The 16,490-nt window shown below is 63.2% G+C and carries 14 protein-coding genes and 1 other RNA gene; 5 read left to right on the top strand and 10 right to left on the bottom strand.

Annotated elements, in window-relative coordinates; translation table 11 throughout:
* Positions 1–9: 9 nt before the first annotated feature.
* From ACFZAI_RS10735 to gyrA, 10 genes are all read right to left on the bottom strand, one after another.
* Positions 10–324 (bottom strand): lipopolysaccharide assembly LapA domain-containing protein, encoded by a 315-nt coding sequence (locus ACFZAI_RS10735; protein ID WP_050447861.1) that lies wholly within the window; start codon positions 322–324, stop codon positions 10–12.
* Between the two features lie 180 nt (positions 325–504).
* Entirely contained in the window at positions 505–864 is a 360-nt protein-coding gene (locus ACFZAI_RS10730; protein WP_054423734.1) for an integration host factor subunit beta, read from the bottom strand.
* 3 nt (positions 865–867) lie between these two features.
* The gene (rpsA, locus tag ACFZAI_RS10725; protein WP_006393619.1) at positions 868–2,580 is read right to left on the bottom strand and encodes a 30S ribosomal protein S1; all 1,713 of its coding nucleotides are present in this window, start codon (positions 2,578–2,580) and stop codon (positions 868–870) included.
* A gap of 223 nt (positions 2,581–2,803) precedes the next feature.
* Complete coding sequence (cmk, locus tag ACFZAI_RS10720) at positions 2,804–3,490, bottom strand: (d)CMP kinase (RefSeq protein ID WP_391566875.1); 687 nt, start codon at positions 3,488–3,490, stop codon at positions 2,804–2,806.
* Positions 3,491–3,502: 12 nt separating this feature from the next.
* Positions 3,503–4,825, bottom strand: a complete 1,323-nt coding sequence (gene aroA, locus ACFZAI_RS10715; protein WP_391566874.1) for a 3-phosphoshikimate 1-carboxyvinyltransferase — start codon at positions 4,823–4,825, stop codon at positions 3,503–3,505.
* 5 nt (positions 4,826–4,830) lie between these two features.
* Positions 4,831–5,733 (bottom strand): prephenate dehydrogenase, encoded by a 903-nt coding sequence (locus tag ACFZAI_RS10710; protein WP_391566872.1) that lies wholly within the window; start codon positions 5,731–5,733, stop codon positions 4,831–4,833.
* Positions 5,730–6,851, bottom strand: coding sequence for a histidinol-phosphate transaminase (hisC, locus tag ACFZAI_RS10705; protein WP_391566870.1), 1,122 nt, complete (start codon positions 6,849–6,851; stop codon positions 5,730–5,732). The genes ACFZAI_RS10710 and hisC overlap by 4 nt, the downstream gene beginning before the upstream one ends.
* 11 nt (positions 6,852–6,862) lie before the next feature.
* On the bottom strand, positions 6,863–7,948 hold the full coding sequence (pheA, locus tag ACFZAI_RS10700) for a prephenate dehydratase (RefSeq protein ID WP_054423743.1): 1,086 nt from the start codon (positions 7,946–7,948) through the stop codon (positions 6,863–6,865).
* Positions 7,941–9,071, bottom strand: a complete 1,131-nt coding sequence (serC, locus tag ACFZAI_RS10695; RefSeq protein ID WP_391566869.1) for a 3-phosphoserine/phosphohydroxythreonine transaminase — start codon at positions 9,069–9,071, stop codon at positions 7,941–7,943. Before serC ends, pheA begins: the two co-directional genes overlap by 8 nt.
* Positions 9,071–11,740 (bottom strand): DNA gyrase subunit A, encoded by a 2,670-nt coding sequence (gyrA, locus tag ACFZAI_RS10690; protein ID WP_391566868.1) that lies wholly within the window; start codon positions 11,738–11,740, stop codon positions 9,071–9,073. The genes serC and gyrA overlap by 1 nt, the downstream gene beginning before the upstream one ends.
* A 413-nt stretch (positions 11,741–12,153) precedes the next feature.
* Between gyrA and ompA the strand changes: the two genes are divergently transcribed.
* The 5 genes from ompA (at position 12,154) to ssrA (ending at position 16,301) form a co-directional block, all read left to right on the top strand.
* Complete coding sequence (gene ompA / locus ACFZAI_RS10685) at positions 12,154–12,735, top strand: outer membrane protein OmpA (protein ID WP_006218200.1); 582 nt, start codon at positions 12,154–12,156, stop codon at positions 12,733–12,735.
* 152 nt (positions 12,736–12,887) lie between these two features.
* Positions 12,888–13,616, top strand: coding sequence for a bifunctional 2-polyprenyl-6-hydroxyphenol methylase/3-demethylubiquinol 3-O-methyltransferase UbiG (ubiG, locus tag ACFZAI_RS10680; RefSeq protein ID WP_391566867.1), 729 nt, complete (start codon positions 12,888–12,890; stop codon positions 13,614–13,616).
* The gene (locus tag ACFZAI_RS10675) at positions 13,613–14,287 is read left to right on the top strand and encodes an HAD-IA family hydrolase (RefSeq protein WP_391566866.1); all 675 of its coding nucleotides are present in this window, start codon (positions 13,613–13,615) and stop codon (positions 14,285–14,287) included. Before ubiG ends, ACFZAI_RS10675 begins: the two co-directional genes overlap by 4 nt.
* 352 nt (positions 14,288–14,639) lie before the next feature.
* Complete coding sequence (locus tag ACFZAI_RS10670; protein WP_391566865.1) at positions 14,640–15,818, top strand: MFS transporter; 1,179 nt, start codon at positions 14,640–14,642, stop codon at positions 15,816–15,818.
* Positions 15,819–15,911: 93 nt separating this feature from the next.
* Positions 15,912–16,301, top strand: a transfer-messenger RNA (tmRNA) gene (ssrA, locus tag ACFZAI_RS10665).
* The last annotated feature ends 189 nt before the right edge of the window (positions 16,302–16,490 follow it).

Genomic DNA, 16,490 nt, shown 5'->3' with positions numbered 1-16,490 from the left:
GGTGCGCCATTACAGCGGCGACATCGGCGCAACGGCTTCGGGCGGCACGACAGGCGTGGTGCCATTCACGGCGGCCTGCACGCGGTCCAGCTCGCGGCGCAAGCGGATGGCTTCGCGGCGGCGGCGCATGGCGGCGGGCACGGTCAGCAGCAGGCCAAACAAGGCGCCCGCCACAAACACCACCAGCATCACGACGATCAACGGCACGTCTTGCACGACGTAGTCCGCGTAGAACTTCACGGCAACCGGATCGGTGTTCTTCAAGGCGAACATCAATACCGCAATAAACACGAGCAATCGCAGGGCCCAGACGAGATAGCGCATGACGCATGCTCCAAAGAATTCAAGACTGTCAATTGTAAGCGACGTCGTAAAGGTCCCAAGAAAAAAAATCCCCGCATCACGCTGACGCGGCGGCAGCCGGAAAAAACAAAGCCCCTTGATTTCTCAAGGGGCCTGTTCTCGGTCCGATCTGCCCGTAGGCAGCCTTTACTAGCCGATACGTCAATGCATGGCGTGCAAACCTGCCATGGACGCCATCGGTTCACTCGATCCAGAAGATTGAGCGTCCTCGTCATTGCCGCCGACCAGGTCTACCCGTTCGCGCAATTCCTTGCCCGCCTTGAAGTGCGGCACCTGTTTACCAGGCACCAGCACTTGTTCGCCGGATTTCGGATTGCGGCCGATGCGGGGAGACCGCTGCGACAACGAGAAGCTACCAAAACCGCGGATCTCGATGCGCTGACCCGAGGCCAGGGCCTGGGTCATTGCATCCAGAACGGTCTTGACCGCGTAATCGGTGTCGCGGGCGGCCAGCTGAGGATAGCGGGCCGCCAAGGCGGCGATCAGCTCCGACTTGGTCACGAATTAACCGTCGTTGCGCTGTTGGTCCAGCTTGGCCTTCAGCAGCGCGCCGAGGTTGGTGGTGCCGGACGAAGCGCTGGCGTCGGACATGCGCTGGATCGTTTCGGCGGTCTCAGCGTTGTCGCGGGCCTTGATCGACAGTTGGATCGAACGCGTCTTGCGGTCGATGTTGACGATCATGGCTTCGATGTTTTCGCCAGCGTTCAGAACGGTGGTGGCATCTTCAACACGGCCCGAGGAGATCTCGGAAGCGCGCAGGTAGCCTTCAACGTCCACGGACAGCGTAACCACAGCGCCCTTGGCTTCGACGGACTTGATGGTGCCCGGAACAACGGCGCCCTTGTCAAACGTGGCGACGAAGTTGTTGAAGGGGTCGCCTTCCAGCTGCTTGATGCCCAGCGAGATGCGTTCCTTGTCGGTATCGATGCCCAGAACCACGGCTTCGATCTCGTCGCCCTTCTTGAAGTTGCGCACGGCTTCTTCGCCCGTTTCCGTCCACGACAGGTCGGACAGGTGAACCAGGCCGTCGATGCCGCCAGGCAGACCCACGAACACGCCGAAGTCGGTGATCGACTTGATGGCGCCGCGGACCTTGTCGCCGCGCTTGAAGTTCGTCGCGAACTCTTCCCACGGGTTTTGACGGCACTGCTTCATGCCCAGCGAGATACGACGACGGTCTTCGTCGATTTCCAGGACCATGACTTCGACTTCTTCGCCCAGGGTAACAACCTTGCGCGGGTCGACGTTCTTGTTGGTCCAGTCCATTTCGGAGACGTGAACCAGGCCTTCGATGCCGGCTTCGACTTCGACGAAGGCGCCGTAGTCGGTCAGGTTCGTGACCTTACCGAACAGGCGGGTGCCTTGCGGGTAGCGGCGAGCCAGGCCCACCCACGGATCTTCGCCCAGCTGCTTGACGCCCAGCGAGACGCGGCTCTTTTCCTGGTCGAACTTGAGGACCTTGGCTTCGACTTCTTGACCCACTTGCAGGACTTCGGACGGGTGACGCACACGACGCCATGCCATGTCGGTGATGTGGAGCAGGCCGTCGATGCCGCCCAGGTCAACGAACGCGCCGTAGTCGGTGATGTTCTTGACCACGCCCTTGACCACAGCACCTTCGTGCAGGGTTTCGAGCAGCTTTTGACGCTCTTCGCCCATGCTGGCTTCCAGCACTTGGCGACGCGACAGCACAACGTTGTTGCGCTTGCGGTCGAGCTTGATGACCTTGAATTCGAGGGTCTTGCCTTCGTACGGGGTGGTGTCCTTGACCGGACGCAGGTCCACCAGCGAACCCGGCAGGAACGCGCGGATGCCGTTGGTCATGACGGTCAGGCCGCCCTTCACCTTGCCGGTGATGGTGCCGGTAACCAGTTCGCCGTTTTCCAGGGCCTTTTCCAGCTGCAGCCAGGCCGACAGGCGCTTGGCGCGGTCACGCGACAGGATGGTGTCGCCGTAGCCGTTTTCCAGGGAATCGATGGCCACCGAGACGAAATCGCCGGGTTGCACTTCGAGCTCGCCCTGGTCGTTCAGGAACTCTTCCAGGGGGATCAGCGCTTCGGACTTCAGGCCGGCGTTGACGACGACGAAATTATGGTCGACGCGCACGACTTCGGCGCTGATGACCTCGCCGGACTTCATGTCCTGGCTCTTGAGGCTTTGTGCGAAAAGGTCGGCGAAACTTTCGCCGCCGGTGGCGGTAGTGGAAACGGAAGACATGGGGTTGAAATCCATTGGGCCGAAATGGCCGTTAAGAACACACCGCAGCGGATTGCCCGCCACAGTGGAGTCAAAATACCTGTTTGCCGGTTCGCCCCTGCGGGGTGGCCCGTGGGGGGTTGCGCCTGGCTAGAACAGGGCCTAAAAAAATTTTCTGGCTGTCTGCGCTTTCGCCTTTTAGCTACTGCCTTTCAGCTGCTGCTTTTCAGCCATCGCTGTTGGACTATTTTTGCGCTTGTTGCCAGAAATCCAGTATTGCCTGCACTGTTTCTGCAATCGTCAAATTTGACGAATCCAGCACGTGTGCGTCTGCTGCGGGAGCAAGCGGCGCCGTGGCGCGCTGGGTGTCGCGGGCGTCTCGCTCGCGCATGTCTCGCAGAAGGTCGTCTAGATTAGCAGAAATTCCCTTTTCGATCAACTGCTTACGCCGCCTCTCCGCCCGGGCGACCACGTCGGCAACCAGGAACACCTTCAGGGACGCATCGGGGAACACCACCGTGCCCATATCGCGGCCGTCGGCCACCAGCCCGGGAGGCAGGCGGAAAGCGCGCTGGCGCTCGAGCAGCGCCTGGCGCACGCCCGGGAAAGCCGCCACACGGGATGCAAAATTACCCACTTCCTCGCGGCGGATGTCGTGGCCGACATCGGCGCCTTCCAGATACACATGGGGGCCGTCAAAGCGCACATCCAGCGTTTCGGCCACCCGGGCCACGCCCGGCTCGTCGTCCGCGGCCACGCCCTGCTTGATGGCGGCCAGCGCCGTCAGGCGGTACAAGGCGCCGCTGTCCAGCACGTCCCAGCCCAGCGCCTTGGCGACGCGATGCGCCACGGTGCCCTTGCCCGACGCGGTAGGCCCGTCAATCGTGATGACCGCAGCCAAGGGAGATTCAATCGAAGAAGTCAAAGTCATTTAGGTTTTTCGCTAGGCCGATACCAGGCTCGCGTAGACATCAAAGTAACCCGGGAACGTCTTGCTGACGCAGCCTGGGTCCAGAATTCTGACCGCCGACGGGCCAAACGCCGCCAGCGAAAAGCACATGGCCATGCGGTGGTCGTCCCAGGTGCCGATGTGCGCATCGCGCCAGGCGTCCTGCGCTGGCGGGATGACGCGCAGCCAATCCGGCCCCGATTCCACCTGCGCGCCCAGCTTCTCCAGCTCGGTCTGCATGGCGTGGATGCGGTCGGTTTCCTTCACGCGCCAGCTGCCGATGTTGCGCAGGCGGCACGGGCCGTCGGCATACAGGGCCAGCGCGGCGGCCGTCATGGCCGCGTCGGGGATCAGATTGAAATCGGTGTCGAAGGCCTTCAGGCGTGCGCCGTCGGCCACGCGCACGCCCGACACTTCGATCCAGTCGGGGCCGTACGTGACGGTGGCGCCCATCTGCGCCAGGGTGTCGGCAAACGCGACATCGCCCTGGATGCTGTCGGCACCCACGCCAGTCACGCGTAACGGGCCGCCGCCAATGGCGCCCAGCGCCAGGAAGTAGGATGCCGTCGACGCATCGCCTTCCACCGCGATCTGACCGGGGCTGCGATAACCCGCGCCGCCTTCAATCACGAAACGGCTCCATCCATCACGCTGCACCTGCACGCCAAAACGCGCCATCAGATTCAGCGTGATTTCGATGTAGGGCTTGGAGATCAGCTCGCCCGCCACTTCAATCGTGACGGGCTTGCCACTGCGGCCCGCCTGCAAGGGCGCAGCCAGCAACAATGCCGTCAGGAACTGGCTGGACACGGAACCCTGCACGCGCGTGACGGCGTCTTCAGCGATGTCGCCGCGGCCGATATGCAGCGGCGGATAGCCCGGCTGGCCCAAGTAATCGATGCGGGCGCCCAGCGCATTCAAGGCATCCGCCAGATCACCGATGGGGCGTTCATGCATGCGCGGCACGCCCGACAAGCGGTAGTCGCCCCCCATCAAGGCCAGCGCGGCCGTCAGCGGACGAATCGCGGTGCCGGCGTTACCCATGAAGAGGTCCGCGCTTTCCACGGGAAAACGCCGCACGCCTTCGACGGTGACGCGGCCGGCGTCCAGGTCAGACACCTGCACGCCCAGCTGGCGCAAGGCGCCCAGCATGACGCGGGTATCGTCAGAATCCAGCAGGCCGGTGATGACCGTCGTGCCCTCGGCAATCGCCGCCAGCAGCAGCACGCGGTTGGAAATGCTTTTGGAACCGGGCAAGGCCATCACGCCCTGCGCCTGCCGCACGCGCGGCAGATCCAGATAAGCCATAGCGTTCATGTCAGCTACTCCTTGCGCCAATGACGGCGCGCCTGGGCTGCCGTGTCCAGCAGCGCCAGCAAAGCGGCGTCATCGCCATCGGCAATGGCGCGTTCAGCGCGATCCAGCACGGCGCGCACATCGGCAAGCTCGGCCAGCATCGCGTCGCGATTAGACAGAAAAATGTCGCGCCACATCTCGGGCGACCCCGCCGCGATGCGCGTGAAATCACGAAAGCCGCTGCCGGCCAGCGCCAGCCGGGTCGGGGCGTCAGCAGCGGTCGCCACCTGCTCCATGTACACCGACGACAACAAGTGCGGCAGATGGCTGACGGATGCCAGCACGCGGTCGTGCGCGCCGGCATCCATGTCGATCACCGTGGCGCCGCAGGCTTGCCACGCGCGGCGCACCAGGTCGATGGACGCGGCGGCATTCTCGGCAAGCGGCGTCAGAATGACGGTGCGCTGGCCATACAGATCGGCATCGGCGGCATCCGGCCCCGTGCGCTCGGCGCCGGCAATGGGGTGGCCCGGCACGAAACGCCCGACGTGTTCGCCCAGCGCGTCACGCGCGGCTTCGACGACCTCGGCCTTGGTGCTGCCTGCATCGGTCAAGACCGTGGCCGCGCCCAAATGCGGCAGCATCCGCGCCAGCACGTTCTTCAAGCCGCCAACCGGCGTGGACAGCAGCACCAGGTCCGCCCGGGCGGCTGCCTCTTCCGCGCTGACCGCTTCATCGATCAGCCCCAGCTCCACGGCACGCGCAAGCGATGACGCATTGCGCCCTACGCCCAACACGCGGCCAACCTGGCCGGCCCGGCGCAACGCCGCAGCAAATGAACCGCCGATCAGGCCCACACCCACCACGGCCAATACAGGAATCAGGGGGCCAGCGGCCCCCTGATTGGTAGAAGGTAACGCGTCGTTCATGCGGACAAAATGGCGGTCAGGGCATCGATGAAGCGCGCGTTTTCTTCCGGCAAGCCGATCGACACACGCAGCCATTCCGGCAGGCCATCGCCCGCCACCGGGCGCACGATCACGCCACGCTTGAGCAATTCCAGATTGATGCGAGGCGCGTCGCCCACATGCACCAGCACGAAGTTGCCGTAGCTAGGCACGTAGCGCAGCTTCAGCTGGTCGAACGCCGCGCAAAGCTGCGCCTTGCCCGCTTTGTTCGAGGCATAGGCCTCTTCCAGATAGGCGGCATCGCCCAACGCAGCAATGGCCGCGGCCTGCGCCAGCGTGTTGACGTTAAACGGCTGACGCACACGATTGAGCAGGTCGGTCAGCGGAGGCTGCGCCACCGAGAAACCCACGCGCAAGCCCGCCAGGCCATAGGCCTTGGAGAACGTGCGCGAGATGATCAGGTTCGGAAACCGGCGCGCCAGCGCAGTGCTGTCGAAGCGGTGTTCCGGGTCCAGGTATTCGTTGTAAGCCTCGTCCAGCACCACCGTGACGCGGTCGCCATGGGCAGCTTGCACGCGTTCCAGGAAGGACGCGACCTTGTCGCCCGGCACGAAGGTGCCCGTCGGGTTGTTGGGGTTGGCGATGAACAGCAGGCGCGTGTCGTCGGCAATGGCGTCGAACATCGCATCCAGATCATGGCCATAGTCTTGCGCCGGCACCACGATGTGGCGCGCGCCGCGCGCTTGCGTGGCAAGGCGGTAGACGGCGAACGAATGCTGCGCATACACCGCCGACGAACCCGGTTCCAGCAATGCCAACGCCGCGATTTCAAGGATGTCGTTGGAACCGTTGCCCAGCGTGATCCAGTTCATCGGCACGCCATAACGCTCGGCCAGCGCCGCCTTCAGGTCAAAGCCGTTGGGGTCGGGATAGCGGGCCAGCGACTCGGCGGCGGCCAGCATGGCGGCACGTGCCGACTTCGGCATACCCAGCGGGTTTTCGTTCGACGCCAGCTTGACGATGCCCGCCGGGTCCAGGCCGAACTCACGGGCCAGTTCTTCAATGGGCTTGCCCGCCTGATAAGGCGCGATGGCGCTGACGTGCGCGGGAGCAACGAGGGGCTTGGATGCGGTGGTCATGGTGTGGAGGCTCACGGCGCGGGGTAAGAACCCAGCACTTTCAGATAGGCAACCTGCGCCTGCAAGGTAGCAAGGGCGCGCTCGACGTTCGGATCATTGCGATGACCCAGGACATCAACGTAAAAGTAGTATTCCCACTGGCCGGTGCGCGCCGGGCGCGACTCAAAGCGCGTCATCGACACGCCGTTTGCCGCCAGCGGCGCCAGCATTTCGTAGACCGCGCCCGCGCGGTTCGGCACCGCCAGGATCAGGCTGGTCTTGTCCTTGCCGCTGACCAGCGGCTGGATATTGCCGATGGCCAAAAAGCGCGTGCGGTTGTGGGGGTCGTCCTGGATGCCGGCCGCGACGACCTGCAAATTCCAGGCAGGCGCCGCCACTTCGCCGGCAATGGCCGCGATGGTGGGATCGCCCGCCGCGGCGCGGGCCGCTTCGGAATTGCTGGACGCCGCTACGCGGTCCACATCGGGATAGTTGCGCGTCAGCCAGCCTTGGCACTGCGCCAGCGCTTGCGGATGCGCGGAAATGGTTTTGATGCCGTCCATGCTGCCCGACTGCGACATCAGGCAATGGCGGATCACCAGCGAGCGCTCGCCCAGAATCGTCAGCGGCGTGTTCAGCAGCAAGTCCAGGCTGCGGTTGACGGCGCCTTCGGTGGAATTTTCCACCGGCACCATGCCCACATCGGCCTGGCCGCCTTCGACGGCACGAAACACTTCATCAAACGACGCGCACGGCAGCTTTTGCACGGCGTGGCCGAAATGCTCCAGCGCGGCCTGCTCGGAAAACGAGCCTTGCGGACCCAGATACGCCACGGTCATGCCGCGCTCCAGGCCACGGCAAGCCGAGATGATTTCCGTCCATACCGACGCCACGCCCGCATTCGGGAACGGGCCGGGGTTGATCTGCTGCAGGCGGCGAATGACTTCGGCTTCGCGCTCGGGGCGCAGCACCGGGCCATCCGCTTGCGCGGCATGCTTGGCCTCGCCCACTTCCAACGCGGCGCGCGCGCGCTGCGAAAGCAGGTCGAGGATCTGCGCGTCCAACGCATCAATGCGTTCACGCAAGGGACGCAGCTTGCGCTGCAGATCTTCATCCATAGCGGCGCTCGAATTCCTTCAGGTACTCGACCAGCGCCGCAACCCCGGCAAGGGGAACGGCGTTGTAGATGGAGGCACGCATGCCGCCCACGCTCTTGTGGCCCTTCAGTTGCGTCAGACCCGCTGCGTCGGCGCCTTGCAGGAAGGCGTCATTCAGCGATTCATCGCGCAACACAAACGGCACGTTCATGCGCGAACGCACGGGCGCGTGAATGGGATTGCGATAGAAATTGGTGCTGTCCAAGTAGCCGTACAACAGGTCGGCCTTGGCCTTGTTGGCGGCTTCCATGCCGGCCACGCCGCCATTGGCCTTGACCCACTTGAACACCAGGCCCGCGACGTAGATCGCGAAGGTCGGCGGCGTGTTGTAGCGCGAATGATCCGCGGCCACATTGGCGTAATCGAAGGCGGACGGGCAGATCGGCAAGGCGTGGCCGATCAGGTCGCGGCGGGCGATGACCATGGTCACGCCAGCCGGGCCCGCGTTCTTTTGCGCGCCGGCATACATCATGCCGCAGCGCGTCACGTCCATCGGACGCGACAGGAAATGCGAAGACGCATCGACGACCAACGGCACGTCGGGTGCGCCCAGCGCGGCGGTGTCGGGCCAGTCCATGAACTCGACGCCGCCGATGGTTTCATTGCTGCACAGGTGCAGGTAAGCCGATTCCTTGCGCACATTCCAGGTATCGACCGGCGGCACCCAGGTCAGCGGCGCCTGCTCGCGGCCATCAAGCTGGATGGCTTGCTCGCTGCTTGCCGCGACATGGGTGCTGCCATAGCGCCCGGCTTCCTTGTACGACCGCTTGGACCAATGGCCCGTCACGACGAAATCGGCAGCCGGCGTGCTGCGTCGTCCCATGAGATTCATGGGAACGATGGCGTTCTCCCCGGAACCTCCGCCTTGCATGAACATGACCGCGTAATCCGCGGGCAAGCCCAGCAGCTCACGCAAATCGGATTCGGCTTCGTCGCAGATCTGCACGAAGTGCTTGCCGCGATGAGACATTTCCATCACCGACATGCCACTGCCATGCCAATCCAGCATCTCAGCTGCTGCTTGCTGCAATACCACCTCGGGCAAGGCCGAGGGGCCTGCCGAGAAGTTCCAGGGGCGGGCCATTATTGCTCCGTAGGTTCCGTCGAATCCGTCGAGTCTGCTGCACCGTTGCTGTCGTCGCCGCCGTCAGCCTGGACGTCTTCGTCCAGTTCGCCGTCGTCGTCCGCATCGCTTTCCACGACACGGCGCACACCGGACAGCGTGCTGCCGTCATCCACGTTGATCAGCGTGACGCCTTGCGTGGCGCGGCCCATTTCGCGGATTTCCGCGACGCGGGTACGCACCAGCACGCCGCCGGTCGTGATCAGCATGATTTCGTCGGTCGGGTTGACGAGCACCGCACCCACCACCTTGCCGTTACGCGAGCTGGTCTGGATGGCGATCATGCCCTTCGTGCCCCGGCCGTGGCGCGTGTATTCGCCGATCGGGGTGCGCTTGCCGTAACCGTTTTCGGTGGCGGTCAGCACGGTCTGCGTTTCGTCGCCGGCAACCAGCAGCGCGATGACGGTCTGCGTTTCTTCCAGCATCATGCCGCGCACGCCGCGGGCATTGCGGCCCATCGGACGCACGTCGTTTTCGTCGAAACGCACGGCCTTGCCAGAGTCCGAGAACAGCATGACGTCGTGCTTGCCGTCGGTGAGGTCGGCGCCGATCAGGTAGTCGCCATCGTCAAGGTCAACGGCGATGATGCCGGCCTTGCGCGGGTTGGAGAAGTCGGACAGCGGGGTCTTCTTGACCGTGCCGCGCGACGTCGCCATGAAGACGTAGTGATCTTCGCTGAATTCCTTGACCGGCAACACCACCGTGATCTTCTCGCCGTCAGCCAGCGGGAACATGTTGACGATGGGCTTGCCGCGCGAGTTGCGCGTGCCTTGCGGCACTTCCCAGACCTTCAGCCAGTACACGCGGCCGCGGTTCGAGAAGCACAGCAGGTAATCGTGCGTGTTGGCGATGAACAGCTGGTCGATCCAGTCGTTTTCCTTCATCGCCGTGGCTTGCTTGCCGCGTCCGCCACGCTTTTGCGAGCGGTACTCGGACAGCGGCTGGCTCTTGATGTAGCCGCCGTGCGACAAGGTCACGACCATGTCGGTCGGCGTGATCAGATCTTCGGTGTCGAGCTCCGTGGCGTTCATCTCGATTTCCGAACGGCGCGTGTCCTTCGTGCCGGTCGAGAATTCAGCCTTGATGGCTTGCAGCTCGTCGCTGATGATCGTCGTGATGCGCTCGGGGCGGGCCAGGATGTCGAGCAAGTCGGCGATGGTGGACATGATGTCCTTGTATTCGCCAACGATCTTGTCCTGCTCCAGCCCGGTCAGGCGTTGCAGGCGCATGTTCAGGATTTCCTGAGCCTGCGTGTCGCTCAGACGGTACAGGCCGTCGCCTTGAAGACCGAACTCAACGCCCAGATCGTCCGGACGGAATGCGGCGCGGCCGCCCGGGGTGTCGCCGTCGGCGCGCGACAGCATGTCGCGAACCAGGGACGAATCCCACGACTTCGCCATCAATTCCTGACGGGCGACGGGAGGCGTCGGCGCGGCCTTGATGATGGCGATGAAATCGTCGATGTTGGCCAGCGCAACCGCCAGACCTTCCAGCACATGGCCGCGTTCGCGGGCCTTGCGCAGCTGGAACACCGTGCGGCGCGTGACCACTTCGCGGCGATGTTGCAGGAAGTAGTCGATCATCTGCTTCAGGTTGAGCAGGCGGGGCTGGCCGTCGACCAGCGCCACCAGGTTCATCCCGAAGGTGTCTTGAAGCTGCGTATTCTTGTACAGGTTGTTCAGAACAACCTCGGGAACCTCGCCGCGCTTGAGCTCGATGACCAGGCGCATGCCGTCCTTGTCGGACTCGTCCCGAATATCGGAGATGCCTTCGATCTTCTTGTCGTTGACGAGTTCGGCAATGCGTTCCTGCAGCGTCTTCTTGTTGACCTGGTAGGGAATCGCGTCGATGACGATGGCTTGGCGATTGCCCTTTTCCATGTCTTCGAAGTGGGTCTTGGCGCGCATGATGACGCGGCCGCGACCGGTGCGATAGCCTTCGCGCACGCCGGACATGCCGTAGATGATGCCGCCCGTGGGGAAGTCCGGCGCCGGGATGAGCTCGATCAGCTCGTCAACCGTGCAGGCCGGATTGCGCAGGCAGTACAGGCAGCCGTCGACCACTTCCTGAAGGTTGTGGGGCGGAATATTGGTGGCCATGCCCACCGCGATACCCGAGCTGCCGTTGACCAGCAGGTTGGGCAGCCGCGACGGCAACAGCAGCGGTTCTTGTTCGCTGCCATCGTAGTTGGGGCCGAAGTCCACCGTCTCCTGGTCGATATCGGCCAGCAGCTCGTGCGCAATCTTGGCCAGACGGATTTCGGTGTAACGCATCGCCGCGGCGTTATCGCCGTCGATCGAGCCGAAGTTACCCTGACCGTCAACCAACATGTAGCGCATTGAGAAATCTTGCGCCATGCGGACGATGGTGTCATAGACGGACTGGTCGCCGTGGGGGTGGTACTTACCGATGACGTCCCCGACGATACGCGCCGACTTCTTGTAGGCGCGATTCCAATCGTTGTTCAGCTCATGCATCGCGTAGAGCACGCGCCGGTGGACGGGTTTGAGCCCGTCCCGCACATCCGGTAGCGCCCGCCCAACGATCACGCTCATCGCGTAATCGAGGTAACTGCGGCGCATCTCTTCTTCCAGCGAAACCGGAAGCGTCTCCTTGGCAAAGGAATCCATATATATAACGACAGAATCGTGTAAGGAGGAACCCGGGCCGGGTAAACAGGAAATTCTATCATTCGATTCCATTCCAGGCCGGCAGGGCCGCGGCAAGCTGCCTCTGACGCGCTTGCCGCGGCCGCCGATCGGACCAACGACCCGCCCGCCCGACCGCGCCCAGCGGCCCTGTTGTCAAAAACCAACAGGGAAAACCGATGGAGTGCCGAAAACGTCGTATCCAGCGTTAATGCGCCTCTCCAGGGAAGCCAAAGCCCCCCAAATGCCTTAAGATTGTTTCCAGCACGCAGGAAACCCAGTAGCTATTCCTTTGAACCAGCTCTTGGCGTTGCTATACTGGCCCCGTTTTCCTGATATGCGGCGGGGGTTCGCTGCGAGTCACTTATCCAGCTTCAAGCTCAACGAGGAGAAACATGAACAAACCCTCCAAATTCGCTCTGGCGCTCGCCTTCGCCGCCGTCACGGCCTCTGGTGTAGCTTCCGCGCAAACCGTGGACAACTGGCGCAACCCGTTCGGTAACGTTTGGAAAAACGGTACGAACGAACTGTGCTGGCGCGATGCTTTCTGGACCCCTGCCACCGGCATCCCCGGTTGCGACGGTGTCCCGGTTGCACAACAGAAGGCGAAGCCGGCCCCGATGGCGGCAAAGGTCGTGTTCAATGCTGACACGTTCTTCGACTTCGACAAGTCGACCCTGAAGCCCGAAGGCCGTCAATTGCTGGACCAAGTCGCCCAGCAAGCTCGCGGTATCGAGCTGGAAACCATCATTGCTGTTGGCCACACCGACTCGATCGGCACGGAAGCCTACAACCAGAAGCTGTCCGAGCGCCGCGCCGCTTCGGTCAAGACCTACCTGGTCAGCAAGGGCATCGACCCGAACCGTATCTACACGGAAGGCAAGGGTGAGCTGAACCCGATCGCTTCCAACAAGACGAAAGAGGGCCGTGCCCAAAACCGTCGCGTTGAAATCGAAATCGTGGGTAGCCGCAAGTAATTGCCGGACTAGCTACAATAAGGGGCCTCGCATAGCGAGGCCCTTTTTTTCGTCCGTCATGCACCAATGCGGTGCCATGGCGCGTAGCCGCCCCGCCCTCGCGCGGACGGGCCCCTCTATATATATAGCGTCGCCTTTCGCTGGACCTTCCCATGACCACGCAAATTCACGACTCCGATCGCCCTGCCGTCAACGCCGATCAGGCTGAACTCGACAAGTTCAGCGCCCTGGCCAGCCGCTGGTGGGACCCCGAAAGCGAGTTCAAGCCGCTGCATGCGATCAATCCGCTGCGCCTGGAATGGATTCAGGAATGCGCGGGCAGCCTCGCCGGCAAGAAGGTGCTGGACGTGGGCTGCGGTGGCGGCATTCTGTCTGAAGCCATGGCGCGTGGCGGTGCAGACGTGACCGGCATCGATCTGGCCGACAAATCCCTGAAGGTGGCGCGCCTGCATGGCCTGGAATCGGGCGTGAAGGTGGAATACCGCAAGGTGCCCGTCGAAGAACTGGCGGCGGAGCAGCCCGGCCAGTACGACGTGGTCACCTGCATGGAAATGCTGGAACACGTGCCGGACCCGGCCTCGATCGTGCGCGCTTGCTCGACGCTTGTGAAACCGGGCGGCTGGGTGTTCTTTTCGACACTGAACCGCAACGCCAAGTCGTTTTTGTTCGCCATCGTGGGCGCCGAATACGTACTGCGCCTGCTGCCGCGCGGCACGCATAGCTACGACCAGTTCATCAAACCCAGCGAACTGTCCGCCGCAGCCCGCGCCGCCAGCCTTGAGCCCATCAGCATGCGCGGCATGGAATACAACCCCATTACCCAGATCTACACCTTGTCGTCCGACACGTCGGTTAACTACCTGATGGCTACCCGCAAATGAGCGCCCTGATTCTGTTCGACTTCGACGGCACCCTGGCCGACACCGCCCCTGACCTGGCCGCCGCCGCCAACCAGCAGCGCACGCGCCGCGGCCTGGAACCGATGGCCTACGAAGCGTTGCGCCCCGTGGCCTCGCAAGGCGCGCGCGGCCTGCTGCGCGTCGCGCTGGACTTGAAACCTGGCGACCCGGATTACGAGCCGACGCGCTTGCAGTTCCTGGAAGACTACGCCGCGAATTCAACCGTCCACAGCAAGCTGTTTCCGGGCATCGAAGGGCTGCTGTCCGACATCCGCCGCCGTGGCCTGTCGTGGGGCATCGTCACCAACAAGGTCACGTACCTGACCTTGCCGATCGTCGAATTCCTGGACCTGACGCGCGACAGCGCTGTGCTGGTCTGCGGCGACACCACCGCCCACGCCAAGCCGCACCCGCTGCCGCTACAGCATGCTGCGCGGGAAGCCGGTTTCGCCACGGACCGCTGCGTGTATGTGGGTGACGATCTGCGCGACATCCAGGCCGCGCACGCGGCAGGCATGCCCGCCGTTGCGGCCGCCTACGGTTACGTGGGTGAAGACGACAACATCACGGCGTGGGAAGCCGAAACCTGCGCCTACACGCCTGAAGAACTCTGGGCCGCCATCGAACCGCTGTTGCCTGCCGACGTGCGTTGATCGCCTAAAGCGTGGGGGCCGTGTCTGGCCCCTGCCCGCTTTCTGACACCGGTTCGCGCCTATTGGTTGACCTGCACGAACAATCTATCCGGACTCGACCCCTTTATCCGGATTCCGAACTCCCCTAAAGTGTGAACCATGCGTGGCATTCGGGCGCTTACCGATTGCCATTCCGGCTGACGCCGGTGTTGCGCAAGCCCCCTTTCGCAACAACATCCCTCCCCGCCGACGGCTTATTGCCGACGTGCACCGTGCTCTGGCCATACCGCGCCGCGCACCTTTGACCTTTTAGTCCGCCTACAACGCCCTGCCCCCGCGCGCTGCCATCCGGCATCGCGCCAGAGGAATGCCTATGCTTTTGCCCATCCTGCTACTTTCTGCCGCCGGTTTCACCATTCTGACCACCGAATTCCTGATCGTCGGGCTGCTGCCCGGCCTTGCCCGTGACCTGGACGTCACCGTGTCGCAGGCAGGATTGCTGGTTTCTCTGTTCGCGTTCACCGTGGCGGCGACCGGCCCGCTGCTGACGGCCATGATGGCCAACATGGAACGCAAGCGCCTGTTCATCGGCGTGCTGGTGCTGTTTGGCGTGTCCAACGCCGTGGCGGCCATGGCGCCGAACATCTGGGTCATGGCGGTGGCCCGCTTCGTGCCCGCGCTGGCGCTGCCGGTGTTCTGGTCGCTGGCCAGCGCCACGGCGGTGGAACTGGTGGGCCCGGCTCGTGCAGGACGTGCGATTTCCATGGTCGCGTTCGGCATCGTCGCCGCCACCGTGTTCGGCATTCCCATTGGCGTGCTGATTTCGGACGCATTCGGTTGGCGCGCCGCGTTCTGGGTCCTGTCGGGCGTCGCCTTCGCCAAGGCGCTGTTGCTGCTGCTCACCTTCCCCAGCACGCGCATCCGCGCCGACAGCGTCAAATTGGTCACGCAGCTGCGCATTCTGCGCAACCCGATCGTGCTGGGCCACGTGATGCTGTCGCTGCTGGTGTTTACCGGCATGTTCACGGCCTATACGTATCTGGCGGACATGCTTGAACGTCTGGCCGGGTTCAATGGCCAGATTGTTGGCTGGACGATGATGGCGTTTGGCGGCGTGGGGCTCATCGGCAATACGCTGGGCGGGCGCATGGTTGACCGCAGCCCGCTGGGCGCCACCGCGTTGTTTTCATCCATGATGGCGGCCGGCCTGGCCTTCGTGGCGCCGGTGATGCAATCGCACGGGCTGTTGGCAATCGCGCTAGGCATCTGGGGCATCGCGCAAGCCGCGTTGTTCATCGTGTGCCACGTGCGCCTGATGAAAGCGGCGCCCGAAGCGCCCGCCTTTGCCGCGTCTTTGAACATCTCGGGCGCCAACATCGGCATCGGCCTGGGCGCCGTGGTGGGTGGCAACGTCATCGACCACTACGGACTGGCGTCGCTGGGCTGGGCCGCCGCCGTCATCGTGGCGATTTCGGTGGGATTGGCCTTTGTGCTGATGGCCGCGTCACGCCCTCGCGCGCCAGCCAAAACAGCCTGCGCCAACGCCGCCTGACCCCTTGCGCATGCCCGCCGCGCCACGCCTTGACGGGTGGCTCTGCGGAAATGCAGCAGGCTATGACGTTTACCAGTACAATAGAAAGTTCTTGGGGCCGATCCGGATTCGACGTGGGTCGCGAAACAACTCAGGGCATGCCGAGCACCAGTTCGCTCGTTAAACCACTGGAAACACTACAAACGCCAACGACGAGCGTTTCGCTCTCGCCGCTTAAGCGGTGAGCCGCTGCACTGATCTGTCCTTGGGTCAGGTGGAGGAAGGCAACTTCCTAGGGGGGTAACCCTCGAACCACAGCAGCGACATTCACAAGGAATCGGTCTGCGCTGGGGTCACACGGCTCAGATTTAAATTACGTGAATCGCTTTGGTCCGGCCTGTCGGTTGGCTAAGTCCAAAGTTAAAACTAAATAAATCGACTACGCATGTAGAACTGATTGCAGAGGGCTTGCGGACGGGGGTTCAATTCCCCCCGGCTCCACCAAATTCCGCTTTATTGCACAGTGCTTTAGCAAATGGCCAACTCTTCGGAGTTGGCCATTTTTTTTGCGCCCAGCGTAGAGAAATTTCCACCCCTTTCCTGCACAGCAGCTTTGCAATCCTTGACGCGGCACGCGCCGAACAAGGGGCTTAAACAAGGTATCTTTTAGACCCTTGTTGCCCGACCACGACA

Origin of the sequence: Achromobacter sp. NPDC008082 (assembly GCF_042957345.1) — a bacterium.
GTDB classification, from domain to species: Bacteria; Pseudomonadota; Gammaproteobacteria; order Burkholderiales; family Burkholderiaceae_B; genus Achromobacter; species Achromobacter kerstersii_A.
This window is presented reverse-complemented; position numbering and strand designations above follow the sequence as displayed.

What these genes read in the sequence shown, in the direction of transcription:
- ACFZAI_RS10735 (WP_050447861.1), bottom strand. Translation starts at nt 324, where the DNA reads ATGCGCTATCTCGTCTGGGCCCTGCGATTGCTCGTGTTTATTGCGGTA.
- rpsA (WP_006393619.1), bottom strand. Translation starts at nt 2,580, where the DNA reads ATGTCTTCCGTTTCCACTACCGCCACCGGCGGCGAAAGTTTCGCCGAC.
- cmk (WP_391566875.1), bottom strand. Translation starts at nt 3,490, where the DNA reads ATGACTTTGACTTCTTCGATTGAATCTCCCTTGGCTGCGGTCATCACG.
- aroA (WP_391566874.1), bottom strand. Translation starts at nt 4,825, where the DNA reads ATGAACGCTATGGCTTATCTGGATCTGCCGCGCGTGCGGCAGGCGCAG.
- ACFZAI_RS10710 (WP_391566872.1), bottom strand. Translation starts at nt 5,733, where the DNA reads ATGAACGACGCGTTACCTTCTACCAATCAGGGGGCCGCTGGCCCCCTG.
- hisC (WP_391566870.1), bottom strand. Translation starts at nt 6,851, where the DNA reads ATGACCACCGCATCCAAGCCCCTCGTTGCTCCCGCGCACGTCAGCGCC.
- pheA (WP_054423743.1), bottom strand. Translation starts at nt 7,948, where the DNA reads ATGGATGAAGATCTGCAGCGCAAGCTGCGTCCCTTGCGTGAACGCATT.
- serC (WP_391566869.1), bottom strand. Translation starts at nt 9,071, where the DNA reads ATGGCCCGCCCCTGGAACTTCTCGGCAGGCCCCTCGGCCTTGCCCGAG.
- gyrA (WP_391566868.1), bottom strand. Translation starts at nt 11,740, where the DNA reads ATGGATTCCTTTGCCAAGGAGACGCTTCCGGTTTCGCTGGAAGAAGAG.
- ompA (WP_006218200.1), top strand. Translation starts at nt 12,154, where the DNA reads ATGAACAAACCCTCCAAATTCGCTCTGGCGCTCGCCTTCGCCGCCGTC.
- ubiG (WP_391566867.1), top strand. Translation starts at nt 12,888, where the DNA reads ATGACCACGCAAATTCACGACTCCGATCGCCCTGCCGTCAACGCCGAT.
- ACFZAI_RS10675 (WP_391566866.1), top strand. Translation starts at nt 13,613, where the DNA reads ATGAGCGCCCTGATTCTGTTCGACTTCGACGGCACCCTGGCCGACACC.
- ACFZAI_RS10670 (WP_391566865.1), top strand. Translation starts at nt 14,640, where the DNA reads ATGCTTTTGCCCATCCTGCTACTTTCTGCCGCCGGTTTCACCATTCTG.